The following is a 21,307-nucleotide window of genomic DNA, read 5'->3' as shown; positions in this document are numbered from 1 at the left end:
GCATAGCAATCTATCGGAAAGGAACGTGCCGTCCCGGTGGAAAAGTGGAAACGCAACCTGTTCATTCTGTACGCGGGCCAGTTTCTGGCCATGGCTTCCACGAGCTGCGTCGCTCCGTTCCTGCCGCTTTATTTGCAGGAGATGGGGCTGACCGACCCGGGACAAGTGCGCCTATGGACGGGAATCATCTATGGCTCGAACCTGCTGACGGCATTCCTGTTCGCCCCGATCTGGGGCAGGCTGGCCGACCGTTACGGCCGCAGGCCGATGCTGATTCGCTCAGGGATCGGGATGGCGATCACGATTACGCTCATGAGCTTCGCGGCGGCCCCCGTTCATCTGCTGCTGCTCAGGCTAGTCAACGGGGTGGTGTCGGGCTTCAGCCCTTCCGCCATCGCGCTGGTCGCGACCACTACGCCCAAGGAACATAGCGGGTACGCGCTGGGCGTCCTGCACTCGGGGGCGGTCGCGGGCACGATGATCGGGCCGCTGCTGGGCGGAATCATGGCCGATCGCTTCGGCTTCAGCGCCGTTTTTCTGTATCTGGGCATCAGTATTTTTATCGCATCGTTGATCGTGATCTTCTGGGTTAAAGAGAGCTTCGAGAAAAAAGAAGTCAAGACGAGGACGCCGTTCTTCCAGGACTTCCGGACGATCGTCGGCCGCAAGTCGGTCTCTTCGCTGCTCGTCTCGGCGGCGGCAATCCGCATGGCGATGGTGGGCACGCTGCCCTTCATTCCGCTGTACGTGCAGCAGCTGGCGCCGGGGGCGAACAATCTCGTGCTGCTGGCCGGCATCACCACGGCGGCGATGGGCGTGGGCAACATGATCACGGCGCCGCAGCTCGGCAAGCTGGGAGACCGATTCGGTTCGCGTTACGTTCTGGTCGGAGCGGCGAGCGGGGCGGTTCTGTTCCTGATTCCGCAAGCGTTCGTGCAGGAGCTGTGGCAGCTGATCGCGCTGCGCGCGCTGACCGGAGCTTGTCTGGGCGGCATGATGCCGTCGGTCAACGCTCTCATGCGCCATTATGCCCCGCCGGGGATGGAGAGCAGCGCATACGGCTACTTGAACTGCGCGCTGTTCCTCGGGGGAATGGTCGGATCGGTCGGGATGGGCGCCGTCTCGTCGCAGTTCGGATTGCCGATGATTTTCGTCGGCTCCGCTCTTCTGTTGCTGATGAATAACGTCTGGATGAAATATACCGTTCTGAAACAAGAAACGAACCGAATGGAGCTGAGTGCAGGTGCACACGTTGGACAAAACGGAAGAGACCGAACGGATTCCGGTCTTCCACGCTGAACATTACGCCGAGGTCGAGCAGAGGGTGCTCTGCCAACTGATCGAGGCGGCTTTATACGAAGGGATTGCGCAATATTCTTTCGAGCCGCGGTCCGAGGGCGAACAGAGCGGAACGTATGCGATTCCCGGAATCGATTCGCGCGGCCTGCCCGTCGAATACGCATGCCGCGGCAGGCGCATGCTCAGCTTCGGCCGTCTTCGGGTGGAGCGAGGCTCGGTCGTCCGCAGAGGCGGCGAGGGCGAAACCCCGGCCGCATTGGCCGGATTCGCCGAAGAGGTGCTGGGCCGGGTCCGGAACACCGAGCAGCTCGTCCCGTTCATGGCGGAGCTGGAACGTACGCTGGCGAACGACGCCCAGGCGCAAGCCTATCGAGCCGGGCTTAACGCTCCGGGAGAAGACGCCGATTACGACGAGCTCGAAGCCTGGCTCGACGGGCATCCCTACCATCCGTGCTACAAGTCGCGGATCGGGTTCGGCCTGCGGGAGAACGCCTCGTTCGGACCGGAATTCAGCGCGGAGCTTCGCCCCGTATGGGTGGCGATTTCCCGCGCCCGGAGCCTGCTGGCTCTGTCGGCGGAGGCGGATTACGACTCGTTCCTCCGGCGGGAGCTGGGGGAGGAGACGGTTCGCAGCTTCGCCGTAAAGCTGGAGAGCCAAGGACTGAGCCTTGGGGATTACCTCCTGCTGCCCGTTCATCCGTGGCAGTGGGAGCATGTCGTGCTGCCCGGCTTCCACCGGCAGTTGGCCGACCGGGAGCTTGTCCTGCTCGGAAGCGGTCCGGACAGCTACCGCGCGCAGCAGTCGGTGCGCAGCCTGGCGAACCGTTCGAGCAAGGACAAGGCGTACCTGAAGCTGGCGCTAGGCATCGTGAACACGTCGACCCGAAGGACGCTGGCGAAGCACACGGTGCTGAACGCCCCGCTCGTATCGGATTGGCTGACGGCGCTGGCGAGCAGCGACGAGGTCGCCCGCGAGCTCGACTTCGCGCTGCTGTCGGAGTTCGCCGGCATTTCCTACGATTACGAAAAGCTGCCCCTGACGATGCAGGCATCCGCATACGGAAGCCTGGGCGCGATCTGGAGGCAGAGCGTTCACCCGCACCTGCGGCCCGGAGAGCGGGCGGTTCCGCTGAGCGCGCTGTGCCTGACCGCGGGCGACGGCAGCTTCATCGAGCCGTGGCTGCGCCGGTACGGCCTGGAGGCCTGGACGCGCCGCGTGCTGGAGGTGACGGCGACTCCGCTGATCCACATGCTGTACGCTCACGGAATCGCGATGGAGTCCCATGCCCAGAACCTGATCCTGATCCACCGCGACGGGCTTCCCGTACGGCTGGCTTTGAAGGACTTCCACGACGGGTTGCGTTTCTCCAAGCCGCATCTGACTCGTCCAGAGCTGTGCCCGGAGCTGAATCCCGAGCCGGCCCGCCATCGCGCGCTGAACCGGCATTCGTACATGCAGACCGACGATCTGGAGTCGGTTAAAGATTTTCTGCACAGCGCCTTCTTCTTCGTGTTCGCCGCCGATCTGTGCCTGTTCCTGAACGAGCGGCACGGGCTGAAGGAGGAGACGTTCTGGGAGCTGGCGGCCGGCGTGATCTACGACTATCAGGAGCGGTATCCGGAGCATGCTGCCAACTATGCCCGGTACGACTTGTTCTCGGAGACGATCCGGATCGAGCAGTTGGCGAGAAGACGTCTGTGGAAGGATGCGGAGGTCGATCCCAAAGCGGTTCCGAATCCGCTCCGCCTGTACCGCAAGGAAGGGGGCGGACGAGGATGAGCGAAAAAGGGACGGATCGTTCGGCCCAAGCCCGGCAAGAGCGGGCAGAGGCGCAGGCGGAGAGCCGGGTGATGGAGGATCTGGCGAACGCGCTGCTTGCAGAGGGGATGCTCGACGGGCACGATCGGGTTATCCTCGTCTCCCCGGCCGAATGGCGGGAGTTGATTCGGATCGACGGAGCGCTGGCGGCCGCGGATCGGCTGTTCGGGCCGCATGCGGAGGCCCATGTGTACAGATGGCGGGTGAATAACGGGGATGGGCGGGCGACCGAGCTGGTATTCCCGGTGTTCCCGGCGGTCGTTCAGCCTTACCGGCTCGCCGCGAATGCGGGAGTATACGAGCTGGCGACAGGCAATGAGGGCGAGGAAGCGCTGAGAAAAATCGGGCCGCTGGAGCTGATGACCCGGACGCTGGAGCTGCACGAGGGAAATCAGGAGGTCGACCCGGATTCGGCGAAGCGGCTGCTGGATATGATCGCGCAGACGTTGCAGCAGACGGCGTGGACGCTGGAAAACGAGCTGACCGGAGACGAAATGCCGGGACAGGACGCGCCGTCGTCGCTGCTGGCGCTGGAGCGCAAAGCGGCTTTCCGCGATCGGCCGTTCCATCCCGTCGCGAAGGTCAAGATGGGCCTCGCCGAAGCCGATTATCGCCGGTATTCGCCGGAGTTCGGGAGACGGATCTCGCTGCGATGGATGGCGGTGAGCCGCAAGCATATCGCGGCGGGCGAGGGCGCTCGCGACGCCGAACCCGCGCGGCTGCTGCTGGCGGAAGAGGAAGAGGCGCGCGTACGGGAAGAGATGGAGAAGCGGGGGCTGGCCGCGGACGACTATGTTCCGCTTCCCGTGCACCCGTGGCAGATGACAGGTTTGGCGGAGCATCTGCGGGAGGAGATGGCCGCCGGCGTATGCGTGCCGCTGGCCGCCGAGGCGGGCGTCTATCACGCCACGTCTTCGCTGCGGTCGCTTATGCCCGAGAGCGGGGAAGGGCTTCACGTCAAGCTGCCGCTCGGCCTTCATTCGCTCGGAGGGCTGCGCTATCTGTCGGCGATCAAGCTGATGAACGGAGGGCGCGCGGAGAGGCTGATGAGGTCGGCGCTGGAGAGGGATGCCGAGCTGGGGAGGCGCCTGTTCCTGTGCGACGAGACGGCTTGGTGGGCTTACTTGCCGGAGAGTCGGGACTTGTTCGCCGAGGCGCCGCGGCATCTGTCGGCGATGCTCAGGCAGTATCCGCCTGAACTGGCGGCCGATGAAGGCGTGAGGCTCGTTCCGATGTCCGCCCTGGCGGTATTCGGCTCCTCGGAAGGCGGTCACGTCTTCGACGAATGGCTGCGCTGGCGCGGGGAAGCCGAGAACGAAGCGGCCGTCGTCCGGCTGTTCGGGGAAGCGATGCTTGCTTTCTGCGCCGTCGCCCTGCGTCTGTTCCGTCTGGGCATGATGCCCGAGGTACACGGACAGAACTCCGTGCTGGTCGTGGAGCGCGGGCGGGTGAAAGGGCTGCTGCTCCGCGATCACGACGCGCTGCGCGTGCACGTGCCCTGGCTGTCGGCAAACGGACTTGCCGACCCGGAGTACCAGCTGCGGCCGAACTATCCGAACTCCCTGTACCACGACGATCCCGGCAAGCTGCTTTCCTTTTTCCAGACGCTGGGCATTCAGGTGAACGGCTACGCCGTTCTCGACAGTCTGTCCCGTTATTACGGCATCCCGGAAAAGCGGCTATGGCTGGAGCTTCGCGAGACGTTGGAGCAGGCGGTCGATTCGGCCGGGCTGACGGAAGAAGCGCGACGGACCGCCAGCCGTCATCTGTTCGAGGCGGAGGCTTGGCCGTGGAAGCAACTGATCCGTCCGCTGCTCAAGCCCCGGTCGCGGGTGGCCGGAAGCATGCCTTTCGGAATGGGGCAGGCTCCGAATCCGCTGCGGGTCCATGCCGCGTCGCTAAAACTTTAACTGTCCGAAGGGGGAGACCGTCATGATGAGAATTGAACCGAGGGTGCAGGGCGTCACGCCCGAGCTGCTGGAGCTGTATCGGGAGGTCAGTCCGTCGACGATCGGCCATCTGACCGACTTCGGATTTCTGAAGGGGCTGCGTCCGCTGTTTCGTCCGATCCGGATACTCGGCAACGCCGTGACCGTGCGCATCCCGCATATCGACGCCACCGCGATCCGCCATGCGCTGGAGCTGGCCGAGCCGGGAGACGTGCTCGTCGTGGACATGTCGGGAGACGACCAGCGGGCGTGCTGGGGAGAGTTCCGAACGTATGCGGCGCTTCGCAAGAAGCTGGCGGGAGCGATCGTATCCGGCTGCGTCTCGGACATACGGGCGTTGTCCGCGCTGGGCTTTCCCGTCTATTCGACCGGTGTCAGCGCCTTGACGACGCGTTCGCTGGAGCTGGAGGGAGAGGTGAACGTCCCGATCAGCGTCTGCGGAGCCAGCGTGAATCCCGGCGACCTGATCGTCGGGGACGACGACGGCGTCTTCGCCGTCGATCCGCGTCAGGCCGAATGGTTCGGCCTGGCGGCGCTGGAGAAGCAGCGCAAGGAAGCGAAGAAGAGGCAGGAGCTGGGCTACGGCCATCTGCAAGTGTAGTCGATAGAGCCGAAAGGGGGAAGCGCCCATGATGGACCGATCCGAATTCTCGTCGCGGCTTGCCGCATACATGTACAAACTGGAGGACGTGCAGCGAGTCGCGGCGGACGGAGACCGGCTGCGCCACGATGCGTCCATGCATGGACTGCTGCTGTTCAAGGAAGCGCAAGGAGAAATCTCGATCGGCGGGCAGAGCCGCCCCCTGAGGCGCGGCAAAGCGATTCTGCTTCCGCCCGGCTCCGCCGTCCGTCTGTCCATTCGTCCGCAGGAGCGGCTGGAATATTACGACGTTCGGTTCCGCGCGCTGCAGCCCGCCCAGGACGGGCATTACGTTCCCGCGCAGCTCGATTGTCCGGTGGAGTGCGAGACGGCTTACGTCGCGTTCGACCGGATCGAAGACATGGAGCGCAAGCGTCGAAGCGGCAACGCCTGGGACGATATGAAGGCGAACATTCTGTTCCAGGAGCTCGTGGCGGACTTGTTCCGTGACGCGGGACGGGAGAGGATGGCCGATCTCGGCCAGGCGATCCAGAGGACGCTGGAGTATATGGAGAGGCATTATCCTCTCTACATTACGCGGGAGAAGCTGGCGGATATGGCGGGTGTAAGCGCCGACTACTATTCCAAGGCGTTCAAGAAGCGGCTGAACAAAAGCCCGATCGAATATTTGACCGACATTCGCATCCGACAGGCGAAGCGTCTGCTGGCGCAATCCGGCGAGTCTCTGCGCACGATCGCCCAGAGCGTCGGCTTCAGCGACGAATTTTATTTCAGCCGGAAGTTCAAGGCGGAGATCGGCTGCTCGCCGAAAGCCTACGCCAAACAAATTCGCAAGCCGTCCCGCGGCTGATCGCCGTCAGGCCGATCGCCGCGAGTCGGCGGAAACGAGGTGTCGATATGGGCCAATCCGGCCGTCAACTGCATCTGAATCTGTTTATTTTGAGCACGGGTCATCATGAAGCGTCCTGGCGCCATCCCGAGGCTTTCCCCGAAAGGGCGACGAGTCTCGAATACTATCAGCAATTGGCCAAGACGGCGGAGCGGGGCAAGATGGATTCGGTATTTCTGGCGGAGAAGTACAGGTTGAACAGCATGGTCAAATACCGCGTCATTCCTCAGCTCGAGGCGTTCACGCTGCTGTCGGCCATCGCGGCCGTCACCGAGCGGATCGGCCTGACGGCTACCGCGTCGACGACGTACAACGAGCCGTACCATATCGCGAGGAAGTTCGCGGCGCTCGATCATATCAGCGGCGGACGCGCGGGGTGGAACATCGTCACGTCGACGGGCGACGTGACGGCGCGCAACTTCAGCAAGGAGCGTCATCCCGAGCACCGGGAGCGCTACGAGCAGGGCAAGGAGTTTGTCGAGATCGCGAAGCGGCTGTGGAGGAGTTGGGGCGAAGGGGCGCTTGTGGTGGATCGCGAATCCGGTATGTACGCCGACACCGGCAAAATCCGTCCGGCCGACTTCGCGGGCCGTTTCTATTCGGTGAGCGGCCCGCTCAACATTCCGCGCTCCCCTCAGACGTATCCGGTGCTCGTGCAGGCGGGTTCCTCGGAGGACGGCAAGGAATTCGCCGCGGAGCTGGCGGAGGTCGTCTTCACGGTGCAGAGCGCGATGGGCGGAGCGCAGACGTTCTACAAGGATTTGAAGGGACGCATGGGCAAATACGGCCGATCCGCAGAGCAACTGAAGGTGCTGCCGGGTTTTACGCCGTTCATCGGCGATACGGAGGCGGAGGCCCGCGACCGGATGAGGGAGCTGGACGAGCTGACCGTGACGGAATACGGTCTGAACACGTTGTCGGCGACGCTGCAGACCGATCTGTCCGGCTATCCGCTGGACGGACCGCTGCCTCTGGATCGGCTGCCCAAGGTGGAGGAGATCAGAGGCCAGCAGGCCAGATTCCAGCTGTATGCAGATCTCGCCCGCAGAGAGGGACTGACGATCCGCGAGCTGATCTTCCGCACCGCGGGGGGCAGAGGCCATTTTACGTATGCGGGAACTCCCGTGCAGATCGCCGACGAGATGGAGCGCTGGCTGCGGAGCGAAGCGGCCGACGGCTTTAACCTGATGCCGCCCTTGCTTCCCCGGGGCCTGGACGATTTCGTCGACAAGGTCGTCCCGGAGCTGCAGAACCGCGGCATCTATCGCACAGAATATTCCGGGCGCACGCTGAGAGAGCACCTGGGGCTGCCGTACCCGATACCGGAATAGTCCAAAAAAAAGAACTTAAATTTCCATGTTCACCGCTCGGACTTCTTTTATAATTAATAATGAGAATCAATATCAACAAACTTGCAGCAAGAGGAGGAACGGGAGTGGTCAGATTTGGAAAGCTGCCGCTGATGCTGTTGGCGGCGGTTGTCATGGCATTGTTGTTAGCGGGGTGCGGCGGGAAAGAGAACGAAGGGGCATCGTCCCCACCGGCGCAGACTCAGCAGGCGTCGCAAGCGGCGCCATCGGAAGAGGCGTCCCCGTCCCCGTCCGAGACGGTGGTCGTGGAAGAGGAAGTCAGAGTCATCGAGCACGCGATGGGCAAGACCGAGGTGAAGGGCACGCCCGAGAAGGTCGCCACGCTGTTCCAGGGAGCGACGGACGCCGCCCTGGCGCTGGGCGTCAAGCCAGTAGGCGCGGTCGAAGCCTGGATCGAGCAGCCTTGGTACAACTATATCCGCGACAAGATGGAGGGCGCGGCCAATCTCGGCTCGGAGAATCAGCCGGATCTGGAGCAGCTTATCGCGCTTAAGCCGGACGTCATCGTCGCCTCCAAGACGCGTCACGAGAAAATCTACGAGCAGCTGTCGGCGATCGCTCCTACCGTCATGACGGAGGAAGTGCATATTTGGAAAGATTCGCTCAGCCTGACGGCTGCGGCGTTGAACAAGAAGGACGAGGAAGCCAAGTTCCTGGAGGACTGGAGCGCCAAGGTCGCCGAGTTCAAGGAGAAGATGGGCGACCAGCTGAAGCTGGAGGCGGGCATCGTCGATTTCCGCGTAGACCACGCTCGAATCGTGTTCACCGGCTTCTCGGCGCTCGTGCTCGACGAGCTCGGCATCGCGCGTCCGGCCAGCCAGCAGGGCGAGGACTGGGGCGTGCAGCTCACGTCCAAGGAAAACATTCCGCAGATGGACGCCGATCTGATCTTCGACCAGACGAGCACGTCGCGCGACGACGGAAGGCTCGACCTCAGGAAGGAATGGAGCGAGCATCCGCTGTGGCAAAATCTCCGGGCCGTGAAAAACAATCGCGTGTTCGAGGTGGATACGGCCGTATGGAACAACGGCTCCGGTCCGCTGGCGGCAGTCGAGATGCTGGAAGATCTGTATGAAATCTACGAACTGAAATAAGGCGGGAATGCCGAGGCTGTCGACCGGGTCACTTGTCGGCAGTCTCCTTTCCTGTCTTTCGCGGCATGAAGGAGGTTTCACGTGGTTCCATTGTTGTCCCGAAGCTCTTACAAGACGTTCGGTTTGATCGTAGTCGCCGCGCTGCTGCTGCTCGCTTTCGCGCTGAGCGTGGCCATCGGCTCGACGAAAATCGCGCTTCCCGCGACGGTCGAATCGTTCCTGAGATACGATTCGTCTTCCAACGAGCATGTCATCATCCGCACGACCAGGTTGCCCCGGGCGGTGTACGCGGTGCTGATCGGGGGAAGCTTGGCCGTCGCCGGTGCTCTGATGCAGGCGCTGACGCGCAATCCGCTGGCGTCTCCGGGCATCTTCGGAGTGAACGCCGGCGCGGTGGCCTGCGTCGTGCTGGCGCTTAAGTTTCTACCGGTCTCCTCGATGAGCCAACTGGTATGGTTCGCGTTTATGGGCGCGGCGGTCGCTTCGCTGACGGTTTATTTTCTCGGCTCGCTGGGCAGAGGGGGCATGACGCCGATGAAGGTCTTGCTGGCCGGGGCCGCCATGACGGCGTTGTTCACCTCGATTACCCAGGGCATGCTGGTGCTGAACGAGTCGGGTCTGCAGAGCGTGCTGTTCTGGCTGGCCGGGTCCATCGCCGGCAAGGAGCTTAGCGCTCTCTACCCGGTGATGCCCTACATGCTTGGAGCCGGCGTCGCCGCCCTGGCGATGGCGCACTCGGTCAATCTCATCGCCTCCGGGGAGGAGATGGCCAAGGGGCTGGGACAGCGAACGGCGCTCGTGAAGGCGGCGATCGCGCTTGCCGTCGTCCTGCTGGCCGGCAGCTCCGTCGCGGTGGCCGGGGCCATCGGCTTCGTCGGTCTGGTCATTCCGCACATAGCCCGCTATCTGGTCGGCGTCGACTATCGCTGGGTGCTGCCTTACAGCGCCGCTCTAGGCGGCATTCTGCTGCTGCTGGCGGACATCGCCGCCCGCTTCCTGATCCAGCCCGGCGAAATTCCGCTCGGCGTCATGACGGGGCTGGTCGGCGGTCCGTTCTTCATCTACATCGCCCGCAAAGGGCTGCGCGCGAAAGGAGAAGCCAAATGAGCCGGTCCAACATTGTGCCGCTAAGACCGGGCGGTCAGCCATCTTCCTCCCGCCGGAGAATGCTGTACGTTCTTCCCGCGTTAGCGGGAATCGCGATTCTGGTTTTCTTCGTCAGCATCGGCCTGGGCAGCCGCAATACGGCTCTGCCGGACGTCGTCCGGACGCTGTTCGGCTACGGAACGGCGGAGCAGTCGCTCATCCTTCATACGCTGAGGCTGCCCAGAGCGCTGGTCGCCGTGCTTGCCGGAGCCGCGCTGAGCGTGGCGGGAGCCATTCTTCAGGGAATTATCCGCAATCCGATGGCTTCGCCCGACATCATCGGCATTACCGGGGGAGCGACGTTCGCCGCCGTGGCTTTCATTACATACCTCGGGGGTGCGGTCAGCATCAAATGGCTTCCTGCCGCGGCTTTCGCCGGAGCGGCGTTGATCTCGATCGTGATCTATCTGCTGGCTTGGAACAGAGGGGTGAGCCCGATCAGGCTCGTGCTGATCGGGGTCGGCATCTCGGCGGTGACGGGCTCGCTGACGATGCTGATGATCGTGCTGAGTCCGGTTAACGCGGCCGGCCAAGCGTACGTGTGGATGACGGGGAGCGTCTACGGCTCCTCCTGGGGGGACGTCTACTCCGTGCTGCCCTGGGTGCTCGTGCTGATCCCGCTCGCGCTGTACCTGCACCGGCACCTCAACGTGCAGGAGCTGGGGGACGAGGTGGCGACCGGGCTCGGATCTCCGGTTCAGGCGCATCGGTTCCTGCTGCTCATGGTCAGCGTGGCGCTGGCCGGGGCGGCGGTCGCGGTCGCCGGAGCGGTCGGCTTCGTCGGACTGATCGCGCCCCATATCGCCCGCAAGCTGGTCGGCCCTTCGTTCGACGGCCTCGTGCCGGCTGCCGCGATGGTCGGCGGCTTGATGGTGCTTCTCGCCGATACGATCGGCCGCACCGTCTTCCTGCCGCTGGACGTTCCGGCGGGCGTGTTCACCGCGGCGGTCGGCGCGCCGTACTTTATTTACCTGCTGTATCGCAGCCGGCACTCCGGCTAGCGGCTACAGGCGAGACCGCCGGATCGCCTGATTGATCACCTCGGACAGCACGAGTCCCATCGCAATCGCGCCGGAGATCATGAAGGCCTGCGTTCCCAGCTGCAAGGCGGCGTCGAACTCATTCTCCACCGCGCTGCGCATCGCGTTGTAGGCCAGCCCTCCGGGCACGAGCGGAATGATGCCCGACACGTTGAACACGATAATCGGCATCCGGTACAGCTTGGCCATGATCTGGCTCAGCACGGCCACGCATCCCGCCGCGAGCAGGGTGGCGATCGTCGGATTGATCGCCTGCTGCGTCAGGACGACGTACAGCGCCCAGCCAAGCATGCCGACGATGCCGCATTGGATGAGGGAGCGCTTCGGCACGTTAAAAATCAATCCGAACGCCGCGGAGGCGACGAAGCTCGTCGCGAGCTGTTCAAGTATAGTGATCATCTTGCGCGTCTCCTCCTCTTTAGTTCCATGCGGACAGCATGACCGCAATGCCCGCCCCGATCGCCGAAGCCGTCAGCAGCGCTTCGGCCCCCTTCGACAGCCCCGACACGAGATGGCCGGCCATCAGATCCCGCACGGCGTTCGTAATAAGCAGCCCCGGCACGAGCGGCATGACCGAGCCGATGATCATCAGATCCAGCTCATGGCCGAAGCCCGTGCGGGCGAACAGTATGGACAGCCCGCCAATGACCGTAGCGGACAGAAATTCCGCGAAAAACCGAATCGGCACGAGACGGTGAAGGATCAGCAGCAGGGCGAATCCCGCGCCTCCCGCCAGCATGGCCGGGAAGAAGTCGTGCCAGCCGCCCTTGAACATGATCAGGAAGCAGCCGCTGGCGATCGCGGCCGATACGACCTGCAGCCAATCCGGGTAGACGACCCGCGCCGCCTCGATTTCTTTAAGCCGGGCGATCGCTTCGGACGCGGTCAGGTCCCCGACGCCGATCCGCCGGGAGACGTCGTTCACCAAGGTGACTTTGCTCAGGTCGGTAGAACGGTCCGTGATGCGCACGAAGCGCGTGACGGGATTCGATCCGCCCATGGCGAAGATGATCCCCGTCGGCGTCACGTAGCTCTGCGAATCGGGAAATCCGCCCGCCGCGGCGATCCGGATCATCGTATCCTCGACCCGATGGGTTTCTCCCCCGCTCTGTAGAATGATTTTCCCCGCCAGCAAGCACAATTCCGCGGTCAGTCGATCATGAGATTCCGAATGGCTCGTCAAGGTCTGCTCTCTCCCGTTCTTAATCTATCTCTATTATAGCCGTAACGGGCGGGAGGAGCCGAATCCAGCGATTTTTTTCAGGCGAAGCCGGAAGTAAAAAAATTGAAATTATTTTTCGTCTGCCCGTTGACAGCGTTCAGGGGCGGATGGTAAAGTGACTCATATACTTTTGATGAACGGAAAGGGGGGTTACGAACATGCGCAGCTTTATCCATGATGCACCTAATCCGCTTAACGGCGGAATGAATCAACTGCATGGACGTAACCCTCACGCGAACGGGCACTGACAGACCGGAGAATGGCGGATTTTCCGGACAGATGTGGCGCGGCGCACGGTTACGTTACGTAATCGTGCGCCTTTTTTATCGCATTCGGGGCAATGACGGCAGTCCTAGACAGTCGGCTTCAGCCCCGTTCGCGGCGGGGATGGGCAACCATCCTCAAGGCGTATCGCTTACGGCGGTATGCCTTTTTTGTTCTTCAACGGTTCAAGCGGCTTGGGCGCCTCTGCGGCGGCAAGACGTTCTTATAGAGAAGGGTGTGAACTCCTGGATGTTTATCGTACTTAAGAAATTAAGCTGGTTTTTCAAAATGCACTGGAAAAGATACACGATCGCCATCTTCCTGCTGACGGTCGTCGGCATTATCGACATCATCCCTCCCAAGCTGATCGGCGTAGCCATCGACGGAATCCAGTCCGAGACGCTGACGGCGGCCGGCATGACGGAACTGCTCGTATTCTGGGGCGGACTGACGTTGGCGAGCTACATTCTGAGCTACATCTGGCTGTACCAACTGTTCGGAGGGGCGTTCGTGCTGGAGCGGCTGCTCCGTTCGAGGCTGATGCGGCATTTGATGAAAATGAGTCCGACGTTCTACGAGCGCAACCGGACGGGCGACCTGATGGCGCGGGCGACGAACGATCTCGGGGCGGTGGCGGTAACGGCCGGGTTCGGGATCCTGACGCTGATCGATTCGACCCTGTTCATGCTGACAATTCTCATCGTCATGGCGGCAACGATCAGCTGGAAGCTGACGCTGGCCGCGCTGCTGCCTCTGCCGATCATGGCGCTGCTGATGCAGCACTTCGGCAAGAAGATTCACGACCGGTTCATGCAGGCGCAGGATGCGTTCGGCGGCTTGAACGACCAGGTGCTGGAGTCGGTGTCCGGCGTGCGCGTCATTCGGGCGTTCGTGCAGGAGCAGGCGGACCGGAAGCGGTTCAGCGATTCTACGGACAATGTGTTCGAAAAAAATATTCGCGTCGCCAAGATCGACGCTCTGTTCGAGCCGACGGTCAAAATTTTGGTGGGCGCAAGTTACCTGATCGGCCTGTGCTACGGCGCGGTGCTCGTCTTCCGGGGCGACATTACGCTCGGCGAGATGATCTCGTTCAACATGTTCCTCGGGATGCTGATCTGGCCGATGTTCGCCATCGGCGAGCTGATCAACATCATGCAGCGCGGCAACGCGTCGCTCGACCGGATCAACGAGACTCTCGGCACGAAGCCCGACGTCAAGAGCGCGGAAGATCCGGTGGCGGTCGAGGTGCCGCAGACGATTCGCTTCGATCGGCTGACCTTCCGTTATCCTTCCTCGTCGATCGATAATCTCGTCGATATCTCGTTTACGCTGCGCCGGGGACAGACGCTGGGCGTCGTAGGCCGGACGGGAAGCGGGAAGACGACGCTGCTGAAGCAGCTGCTTCGCGAGTACCCGATGGGAGAAGGCGCGCTGACAATCGGCGGCGCTCCGATCGCCGAGGTGGAGCTGAATCGGGTGCGGAGCTGGATCGGCTACGTCCCGCAGCAGCCGATCTTGTTCAGCAAGTCGATCCGCGAGAACATCTGGTTCGGCACGGAGGATACCTCTGGAGACGAAGAGCGTCTGAACCGGGCGCTGGAGCTGGCGTCGTTCCGCAAGGACGTGGAGTTTCTGCCGGAAGGGTTGGAGACGCTCGTCGGAGAGAAGGGCGTGGCGCTGTCCGGAGGCCAGAAGCAGCGCGTCAGCATTGCGCGGGCGGTTATCGCGGACCCGGAAATTCTCATTCTCGACGACTCGCTGTCGGCAGTGGACGCCAAGACGGAGACGGAAATTCTGGAGGGCATCCGCACCGAGCGCGCGGGCAAGACGACGATCATTACGACGCACAGGCTGACCGCAGTGCAGCATGCGGACTGGATCATCGTGCTCGACGAAGGACGGATCTCGGAGGAAGGCACCCACGAGCAATTGCTGAAGCTCGGCGGATGGTACAAAGAGCAGTACGACCGGCAGCAGCTCGCTGCGGTCGTGGAGAATTAAACACAGAATGCGGGTGAGCAAAACAATGGGCATCAACGGCAAAAGACTGTTTAAATATGCATGGAACTATAAGCGGCCTATTATCGTCGCCCTGGCGCTTCTCCTGCTGGCGGTCGGCGTGGAGCTGGTCGGACCGTTCATCGCCAAGCGGATGATCGATACGAACATCATGGGTATCGAGAAGCCTTGGTACACGGTGCAGCAAGGAGAGAAGTACGCCGTGTCCTACGGGGACGGCTGGTATAAGCGGGAGGACCACTTTGCGGCGGGAGAGGCGAAGGGCGAGGAGGTGCGCATTCTGCAATCGGGCAGAAGCTACTACTTCGTTCCCGCGTCCGGCGTTCCGAATACCGGAAAGCGAGCTTTCGCGGACGGAACGCTGACGATCGGACGGGAGGACGGGAGCGTCCTCAGCTATCCGGCAACGAAGCTCACGAAGGGCGACGTCTATGAGTTTTACAAGCCGGAGTTTCGCAGCATTTTCCTGTTGGCGACGACGTATGTCGGGCTGCTGCTGATCGGCGGCGTGCTGGCCTACTGGCAGCGGCTGCTGCTTCAGGTGTCGGCCAACCGGATCGTGCGCCAGATGCGCAACGACGTGTTCCGGCACATTCAGAGGCTGCCGGTGCAGTACTTCGATAACTTGCCGGCCGGCAAGGTCGTGGCCAGGGTAACGAACGATACAGAAGCGATTCGCGAGCTGTACGTGTCGGTGCTGGCGAATTTCTTCTCGGGAATCATCTATATCGCGGCGATTATCGGAGCGTTGTTCGTGCTGGATGCGAATCTGGCGTTGATCGCGCTGCCGTTCATCCCGATTCTGTACGTCTGGATCGTCATCTACCGCAAGTTCGCGGCAAGGTACAACCACGTCATCCGTTCCCGTCTGAGCGACATCAACGGCATGATCAACGAGTCTATCCAAGGCATGCCGATCATTCAAGCTTTCCGCAAGGAAAAGGAGACGATGGGCGAGTTCCACGAGATGAACGACGAGTATTACAAGTATCAGAACAAGCTGCTCACGCTGAACTCCGTTACCTCGCACAACCTGGTCAATGTGCTGCGCAACGTGCTGTTCATGACGGTCGTCTGGATGTTCGCCGGGGATTGGCTCGGAACGGCCGTTACGGTCGGCGTCCTGTACGCGTTCATCGACTACATGAACCGGATGATGCAGCCGATCGTCGGCATCGTGAACCAGCTGTCCAACCTGGAGGTGGCGCGAGTGTCGGCGGAGCGGGTGTTCACCCTGCTCGACGAGCCGGGAATCGAAGTGTCCGACAGCCGGATGGAGCGGTACAAAGGCCATGTCGTGTTCGAGGACGTGACGTTCGGCTACAAGCCGGGCGAGGACGTGCTGAAGAATATTTCGTTCTCCGCTCGCCAGGGAGAGACGGTCGCCCTCGTCGGGCATACGGGCTCGGGCAAGAGCTCGATTCTGAACCTGCTGTTCCGCTTCTACGACGTGGAGCGGGGACGGATTCTGATCGACGGCACCGACGTGAAGGAGCTGACGAAGCAGCAGCTTCGCCAGCATATGGGCATCGTGCTGCAGGACCCGTTCCTGTTCACGGGAACGATCGCTTCGAACGTCAGCCTGGACGATCCGGCGATCTCCCGCGAGAAGGTCGAGCAGGCGCTTCGCGACGTCGGCGCGTACGACATGTTCATGCAGCTGCCGGGAGGGCTCGACGAGCCGGTTATTGAGAAGGGCAGCACGCTGTCCGCCGGACAGCGGCAGCTCATCTCCTTCGCCCGGGCGCTGGCGTTCGATCCGGCTATCCTCATCCTGGACGAAGCGACGGCCAGCATCGACACCGAGACGGAGGCGATCATCCAGGCGGCGCTCGACGTGCTGAAGCGCGGCCGGACGACGTTCGTCATCGCGCACCGGCTGTCGACGATCCGCGCGGCCGATCAGATTCTTGTGCTCGACCGCGGCAAGATCGTGGAGCGCGGCAACCACGACGAGCTGATGCAGCAGGGCGGCAAGTACTTCGCCATGTACCAGCTTCAACAGGGTGCGGCCGAGGGTGTGGCTTAAACTTCAAGGGGCATCCTGATTCCGCATTGCGGTTACCGGAAGTCTTTGTTTCCCGATTTCGGCGTACCTGAGTGAACAGCAGATAAGGAGCTGGAAGAGATAGCTGGCTTGATTCAGCTAGCCAAAACAGCATGTAAGCACTGCAAGACAAATCTGCGGTTAGACGCTGAGGGATTGACAGATGACTCAGGTAAGGCGAAACAGAGATAGATTGAGGCCAATAGTCAGTTAAAATATGGACGGAGAACAAGCCGGAATGTCGAAAGAAATGACGGCCATTTACGAAAAAAATTCGCCGCCGTTCGGACCAGTGCCCGGATTCCGAAGAGGCCTAATCGGCCATAAGCGATCGGTATCGGTTTTGAACGGCGGGGCCCATTTCTATTCGCTCGAAGCTTTCAAAGGATTAGGGAAACTGTATGTGAACGATGAACGGTTAAAATCGACCGATCCGGCGCGATCAACAAGAGATTCGCCGAATAGCCATAGCCATGGCGTGTAGTACGAATCGGTTAAAACCAATCACGCGATTCGGTCGAAGCACCTGCAACTGCAGGTGCTTTTTTGATCCCCATAGAGCCCGTCCGCCTCCGTCCATCCTTAAAGCCGTCCGCCCGATTCCTTGCAAGCTAGTTCGTTACCGATCGGTCATCGGTTTCTGCCAGGAGATCATGTAGCGGTAATAGAAACGGCGCCGGATAACCGCTCCCGGGAGGATCTCCCGTGCCGCTTGGCGAATTTCGCTCAAAGAATCTTTGGGGGCCGCCACCCGAACGCCCGATTCCTGTACTCCGCCATGAAGCCGATCCATGACGCGGATCGGGAGAACGAGAAGGCCGGAGACGACAAAGTCCATGATCGACTTGTTCGCTGCCAGACCCACTACGAGAAGCTGCCCGCCGGGTGCGAGAACTTGACGCATCTTCGACAGCGCGGCTCTCAGCTCCATATGGTGCAAAGTGGCGACGCAGGTGACGGTAGAATAGCGTTCCTCCGGGGAAGGAACGGGCATGGCCAGGAAGTCTTCGTTAATGAGCGTTGCGTTCGGAGTTGAAGAAAGTCGTTTTTGCGCGCGAGCGAGGGCTGCCGGGTCGGGTTCGATCCCGACTACCTGATGCGCAATAGGCGCGAGGCGTTGGAGCAGCAAGCCTTCGCCGCACCCGATGTCGAGAACCTGTCCGCCACGCGCCTTGGCGTTAGCGACCAATTCTTCGTGAAAGGCGGAATTGTGATTCCAATAGGTTTCCATTACGATCATCACTCCTAGAGTTCGTCGGATTCAGACAGGTTATCGGTTCGGGTATACTCTCAGCCGTGAAGTTGGTTCAAACTATATTGTAGACGTGGCCTCCATGACAAAAGTTGTCATCCGCGTTTACCTCCCGGGGGGAAAGTAATCGGCTTCGCTGCCCCAGAGTGCGCGAGGTCGTTTTTGCTGTGCAGGGATCCCAGGTCAAACCGCAACAGTCAATTTCCATTGTCCATCGGCGGCGAAATCGTTAGTATAAGAGTGAAACGGGAGGGGGCGCGTCGAATGCCGTCGAAATGGCGAGCGTATTTGCTCGGAATGCAGCTGAAGCACAAGCTGATAATCTTTTTCCTGCTTCTGGCCATCATTCCGCTCGGCGTTTTGGGAGCGTTCTCTTATTCCCAATCTTCGCGCATGATTTTGGACAAGGTTTGCCAGACGCTGCTGGAGAGCCTGTCCCAGGTCAACTACAGCATCGATTATTTCGTTCAGGACATCGAGCAGCTGTCCATGTACATCTACGGGAACGAACAGGTGCAGGAGGTTCTCGCCAAGGACGGAAACCGCGGGCCGGAGGAGAAGCACCGGGACGAGAAACGGATACAGGCCATTCTGGAATCGTTCATCGGGTTCAAAAATTGGGATATTCAGATTTACTTGCTGGGAACGAACGGGGACCGGTACTTCACCGGCGAGCTGCTGCCCAGGGAGTATAACGAGTACAACGAAAACTGGGGGTTGTTCCGCATCGCCCGCCTGTCAGGAGGGAATGTCGTCTGGGACACCCACTACGCGATGAAGAAGACGGAGGACTTCGGCGTCGTGCTCAGCGCGGGAAGGCAGATCCGGGACATCAATTCGAACGAGCCGCTCGGCTACGTCGTCATCGACATCGGGGAAGCCGAAGCGGCCGACAAGTACAATAAAGCGCAGCAGATTCCGGGCGGTCAGATGTATCTGTCGGATCGGAACGGATACGTCATCTCCAGCTCCCCTTCCAAGCATCAGGTCGGCGCCAAGCTGACGGAAGCTTTCGCGTCGCGCGTATCCAAGGGAACGAAGGGCTATTTTCGCACGACGGACGCGGAGGGCGAGGCGCAGATGGTCGTCTACGATACGTCCCAGGTGACCGGGTTCAAGCTGATCTCCGTCGTTCCCGTCAGCTCCCTCACGAAGGACGGAGCCGTTATCCGCAATCTGACGCTGCTGATCATGATCGCGGGCATCGTCTTGTCCATCTGGCTGGCGGTCGTACTGTCGGTCAACGTGACGAGGCCGCTCAGGAAGCTGGGAGGCTTGATGCGCCAGGCGGAGACGGGGAATCTGAACGTTACCTTCCCTACCCAGTACGACGACGAGGTCGGCCAGTTGGGCCGGAGCTTTAACAAAATGGTCGCGCAGCTGCACACGTTGATCGAGCAGGACTACCAGAAGCAGATTCGCGTGCAGGAGGCCGAGCTTAAGGCGATACAGGCTCAGTTTAACCCGCATTTTCTGTACAACGTGCTGGATTCGATCAACTGGATGGCGCGCATTCACAAGATCGACGACATCAGCCGGACGGTGCTCTCGCTGGGCGAGCTGCTGCGGTTCAGCATTCGCAAAGGGCAACCCTTCATTACCATAGAGGAGGATATGCAGCAGATCCGCAATTACTTGCTGCTGCAGAAGATGCGCTACCGGGACAAGCTGAACGTCGTCGTCGAGGTCGACGACGAGGTGCTGTCCTACTATACGCTTAAGCTGCTCATTCAGCCGCTCGTCGAGAATGCCATTACGCACGGCTTGGAGATGAAAGAGGGAATGGGGACGCTGCGGATCGAATGCCGCAAGGAGCAGGACAAGGTCGTCTTCACGGTAGCCGACGACGGAGCGGGCATGAGCGAAGATCAGCTAAAGCAGCTGGAATCCGGCAGCGTCTACCATTCGTCGAAATCGGGCAACACGGCGATCGGGCTGGGCAATTTGCGCAAGCGGCTGGACCTGTATTTCGGAGAAGAGGCGGGGCTGAGCCTTCGCAGCGAACCCGGAGCGGGAACGGTCGTCAAAGTCATTATTCCGATAAGAGAGAGCGCGGGTGAGGAACTTGATCAAGCTAATGATCGTTGAGGACGAATGGCTGGTGCGGGAAGGACTGAAGTCCACGATCCCGTGGGAGGAGCTGCAATGCGAGATCGTCGCCGAAGCGGACAGCGGAGGAGCCGCGCTGCCGCTGCTGGAGAAGACGAGGCCGGACGTCATCCTGACGGACATCCGCATGCCCGGCATGGACGGGCTGGAGATGGCGCAGCAGGCGGTTCGGATGCTGCCGGAGGTGGAGATCGTCTTCCTGACGGGATTCGACGAGTTCGCTTACGCTCAGCGGGCGCTCAAAATCGGGTCGGCCGATTACGTCCTGAAGCCGACCAACCCGGACGAGCTGATGCAGGTAATCCGCAGGGTCGGAGACAAGGTGCGCAAGCGCCGCGCCGGCAATCACGTTGAGCGGCTGCTGAGCCAGACCCGGTTCAGGGACAGCGGCACGATCGTCGCGAGCAAGCTGTTCTACGATCTGTTGATGGACAGCGCGGGAGACAAGGAACGGGAGCTGTTCCAGGAGCTTCTCGGGGAGCAGGCGCTGGCGCTCGGCGCATATCGCGTCGCGATCGTGGAGCTCGATCGCCGCGCTCGGGGGGCCGAGGAGAAGAAACGGCTGGCGGCGGTGGAGGATCGGCTGTACGAGACGGAGTTTACGTTTGCCCGCGTGCTGGACAAGCTGGCCGTTCTGCTCGGCGAAGGGGCGCCGCAAGAGGAGTGGACTGCGCTTGCCGCGGAGCTCGGCTCTTCCTTGGGGAGCCGGGACGGTTTGTTGACTGCCTGGAGCGAGCCGCGCCGTTCCCTGGACGAGCTGTCCTCCGCCTACGAGGAAGCGGAGCGAAGGCTAGCCGCGCACACGGGGATCGCTCCGAGTCCGGCGACGCGATTAACGGAGCTGCCGAATATCGAGCGATTGAAATCGGAGCTGCGCGAGACGATCCGGTATATCGAGGAGCACTATCAGGAAGACATCTCGCTGCAGGAGATAGCGGCCTCGATTCCGATGAGCGAGAGCAACTTCAGCCGCCTGTTCAAGAAGCAGACGGGAGTCAGCTTCGTGGAATACTTGACGCAGCTGCGCATGGAGAAGGCCAAGGAGCTGCTGCTGCGCCCCGACGAGAAGGTGTACGAGATCGCGCTGGCGGTCGGCTATCAGGATTCCCGTTATTTCAGCCAAATTTTCCGCAAATATACCGGAGACACGCCATCCGAATACCGAAGCAGGTTCGGCATCGGTTAAC

The 21,307-nt window shown here is 61.4% G+C and carries 16 protein-coding genes; 13 read left to right on the top strand and 3 right to left on the bottom strand.

Translation table 11 applies throughout. The features are described 5' to 3' along the window. Positions 1-36: 36 nt before the first annotated feature. From B0G52_RS20005 to B0G52_RS19965, 9 genes are all read left to right on the top strand, one after another. Positions 37-1,299, top strand: coding sequence for an MFS transporter (locus B0G52_RS20005; protein ID WP_198960688.1), 1,263 nt, complete (start codon positions 37-39; stop codon positions 1,297-1,299). Continuing rightward, on the top strand, positions 1,253-3,079 hold the full coding sequence (locus B0G52_RS20000) for an IucA/IucC family protein (protein ID WP_094047152.1): 1,827 nt from the start codon (positions 1,253-1,255) through the stop codon (positions 3,077-3,079). Before B0G52_RS20005 ends, B0G52_RS20000 begins: the two co-directional genes overlap by 47 nt. After that, positions 3,076-5,028 carry an IucA/IucC family protein gene (locus B0G52_RS19995; protein WP_094047151.1) on the top strand — a complete coding sequence of 651 codons (1,953 nt, stop codon included), beginning with the start codon at positions 3,076-3,078 and terminating at the stop codon, positions 5,026-5,028. The genes B0G52_RS20000 and B0G52_RS19995 overlap by 4 nt, the downstream gene beginning before the upstream one ends. A gap of 22 nt (positions 5,029-5,050) precedes the next feature. Continuing rightward, entirely contained in the window at positions 5,051-5,668 is a 618-nt protein-coding gene (locus tag B0G52_RS19990; protein WP_094047150.1) for an RraA family protein, read from the top strand. A gap of 28 nt (positions 5,669-5,696) precedes the next feature. Beyond that, positions 5,697-6,518 carry a helix-turn-helix transcriptional regulator gene (locus tag B0G52_RS19985; RefSeq protein ID WP_094047149.1) on the top strand — a complete coding sequence of 274 codons (822 nt, stop codon included), beginning with the start codon at positions 5,697-5,699 and terminating at the stop codon, positions 6,516-6,518. A gap of 47 nt (positions 6,519-6,565) precedes the next feature. After that, on the top strand, positions 6,566-7,888 hold the full coding sequence (locus tag B0G52_RS19980) for an LLM class flavin-dependent oxidoreductase (RefSeq protein ID WP_094047148.1): 1,323 nt from the start codon (positions 6,566-6,568) through the stop codon (positions 7,886-7,888). A 104-nt stretch (positions 7,889-7,992) separates the two neighbouring features. Further along, entirely contained in the window at positions 7,993-9,021 is a 1,029-nt protein-coding gene (locus tag B0G52_RS19975) for an ABC transporter substrate-binding protein (protein ID WP_369827097.1), read from the top strand. An 81-nt stretch (positions 9,022-9,102) separates the two neighbouring features. Further along, positions 9,103-10,128 carry a FecCD family ABC transporter permease gene (locus tag B0G52_RS19970; RefSeq protein ID WP_094047147.1) on the top strand — a complete coding sequence of 342 codons (1,026 nt, stop codon included), beginning with the start codon at positions 9,103-9,105 and terminating at the stop codon, positions 10,126-10,128. Continuing rightward, positions 10,125-11,168 carry a FecCD family ABC transporter permease gene (locus B0G52_RS19965; RefSeq protein WP_094047146.1) on the top strand — a complete coding sequence of 348 codons (1,044 nt, stop codon included), beginning with the start codon at positions 10,125-10,127 and terminating at the stop codon, positions 11,166-11,168. Before B0G52_RS19970 ends, B0G52_RS19965 begins: the two co-directional genes overlap by 4 nt. Before the next feature lie 3 nt (positions 11,169-11,171). On the opposite strand, the gene B0G52_RS19960 is transcribed toward B0G52_RS19965, so the two are convergent. Together B0G52_RS19960 and B0G52_RS19955 are read right to left on the bottom strand one after the other, a co-directional pair. After that, on the bottom strand, positions 11,172-11,606 hold the full coding sequence (locus B0G52_RS19960) for a threonine/serine exporter family protein (RefSeq protein ID WP_094047145.1): 435 nt from the start codon (positions 11,604-11,606) through the stop codon (positions 11,172-11,174). Positions 11,607-11,625: 19 nt separating this feature from the next. Continuing rightward, a complete protein-coding gene (locus tag B0G52_RS19955) occupies positions 11,626-12,390 on the bottom strand; it encodes a threonine/serine exporter family protein (RefSeq protein ID WP_094047144.1) in 765 nt (254 codons plus the stop codon). Between the two features lie 552 nt (positions 12,391-12,942). Between B0G52_RS19955 and B0G52_RS19950 the strand changes: the two genes are divergently transcribed. After that, positions 12,943-14,694 (top strand): ABC transporter ATP-binding protein, encoded by a 1,752-nt coding sequence (locus B0G52_RS19950; protein ID WP_094047143.1) that lies wholly within the window; start codon positions 12,943-12,945, stop codon positions 14,692-14,694. Between the two features lie 7 nt (positions 14,695-14,701). After that, positions 14,702-16,741: an ABC transporter ATP-binding protein gene (locus B0G52_RS19945; protein ID WP_369827096.1), complete on the top strand. Its 2,040-nt coding sequence runs from the start codon at positions 14,702-14,704 to the stop codon at positions 16,739-16,741. 637 nt (positions 16,742-17,378) lie between these two features. Here B0G52_RS19945 and B0G52_RS19940 read toward each other — a convergent pair. After that, positions 17,379-17,990: a class I SAM-dependent methyltransferase gene (locus tag B0G52_RS19940; protein ID WP_094047142.1), complete on the bottom strand. Its 612-nt coding sequence runs from the start codon at positions 17,988-17,990 to the stop codon at positions 17,379-17,381. A 285-nt stretch (positions 17,991-18,275) separates the two neighbouring features. Here B0G52_RS19940 and B0G52_RS19935 point away from each other — a divergent pair, with 285 nt between their 5' ends. Continuing rightward, complete coding sequence (locus B0G52_RS19935) at positions 18,276-20,099, top strand: cache domain-containing sensor histidine kinase (protein WP_094047141.1); 1,824 nt, start codon at positions 18,276-18,278, stop codon at positions 20,097-20,099. Then, entirely contained in the window at positions 20,068-21,306 is a 1,239-nt protein-coding gene (locus B0G52_RS19930; protein ID WP_143762603.1) for a response regulator, read from the top strand. The genes B0G52_RS19935 and B0G52_RS19930 overlap by 32 nt, the downstream gene beginning before the upstream one ends. The last annotated feature ends 1 nt before the right edge of the window (position 21,307 follow it).

It is taken from the genome of Cohnella sp. SGD-V74 (assembly GCF_003001675.1).
In the GTDB taxonomy this organism is placed as follows: domain Bacteria; phylum Bacillota; class Bacilli; order Paenibacillales; family Paenibacillaceae; genus Cohnella.
Note: the sequence above shows the minus strand (reverse complement) of the source record. Positions and strands in the feature narration are given on the sequence as shown.

Coding starts and splice junctions, on each gene's coding strand:
- B0G52_RS19995 (WP_094047151.1), top strand. CDS start 3,076: ATGAGCGAAAAAGGGACGGATCGTTCGGCCCAAGCCCGGCAAGAGCGG.
- B0G52_RS19990 (WP_094047150.1), top strand. CDS start 5,051: ATGATGAGAATTGAACCGAGGGTGCAGGGCGTCACGCCCGAGCTGCTG.
- B0G52_RS19985 (WP_094047149.1), top strand. CDS start 5,697: ATGATGGACCGATCCGAATTCTCGTCGCGGCTTGCCGCATACATGTAC.
- B0G52_RS19980 (WP_094047148.1), top strand. CDS start 6,566: ATGGGCCAATCCGGCCGTCAACTGCATCTGAATCTGTTTATTTTGAGC.
- B0G52_RS19965 (WP_094047146.1), top strand. CDS start 10,125: ATGAGCCGGTCCAACATTGTGCCGCTAAGACCGGGCGGTCAGCCATCT.
- B0G52_RS19960 (WP_094047145.1), bottom strand. CDS start 11,606: ATGATCACTATACTTGAACAGCTCGCGACGAGCTTCGTCGCCTCCGCG.
- B0G52_RS19950 (WP_094047143.1), top strand. CDS start 12,943: ATGTTTATCGTACTTAAGAAATTAAGCTGGTTTTTCAAAATGCACTGG.
- B0G52_RS19945 (WP_369827096.1), top strand. CDS start 14,702: ATGCGGGTGAGCAAAACAATGGGCATCAACGGCAAAAGACTGTTTAAA.
- B0G52_RS19940 (WP_094047142.1), bottom strand. CDS start 17,990: ATGGAAACCTATTGGAATCACAATTCCGCCTTTCACGAAGAATTGGTC.
- B0G52_RS19935 (WP_094047141.1), top strand. CDS start 18,276: ATGCCGTCGAAATGGCGAGCGTATTTGCTCGGAATGCAGCTGAAGCAC.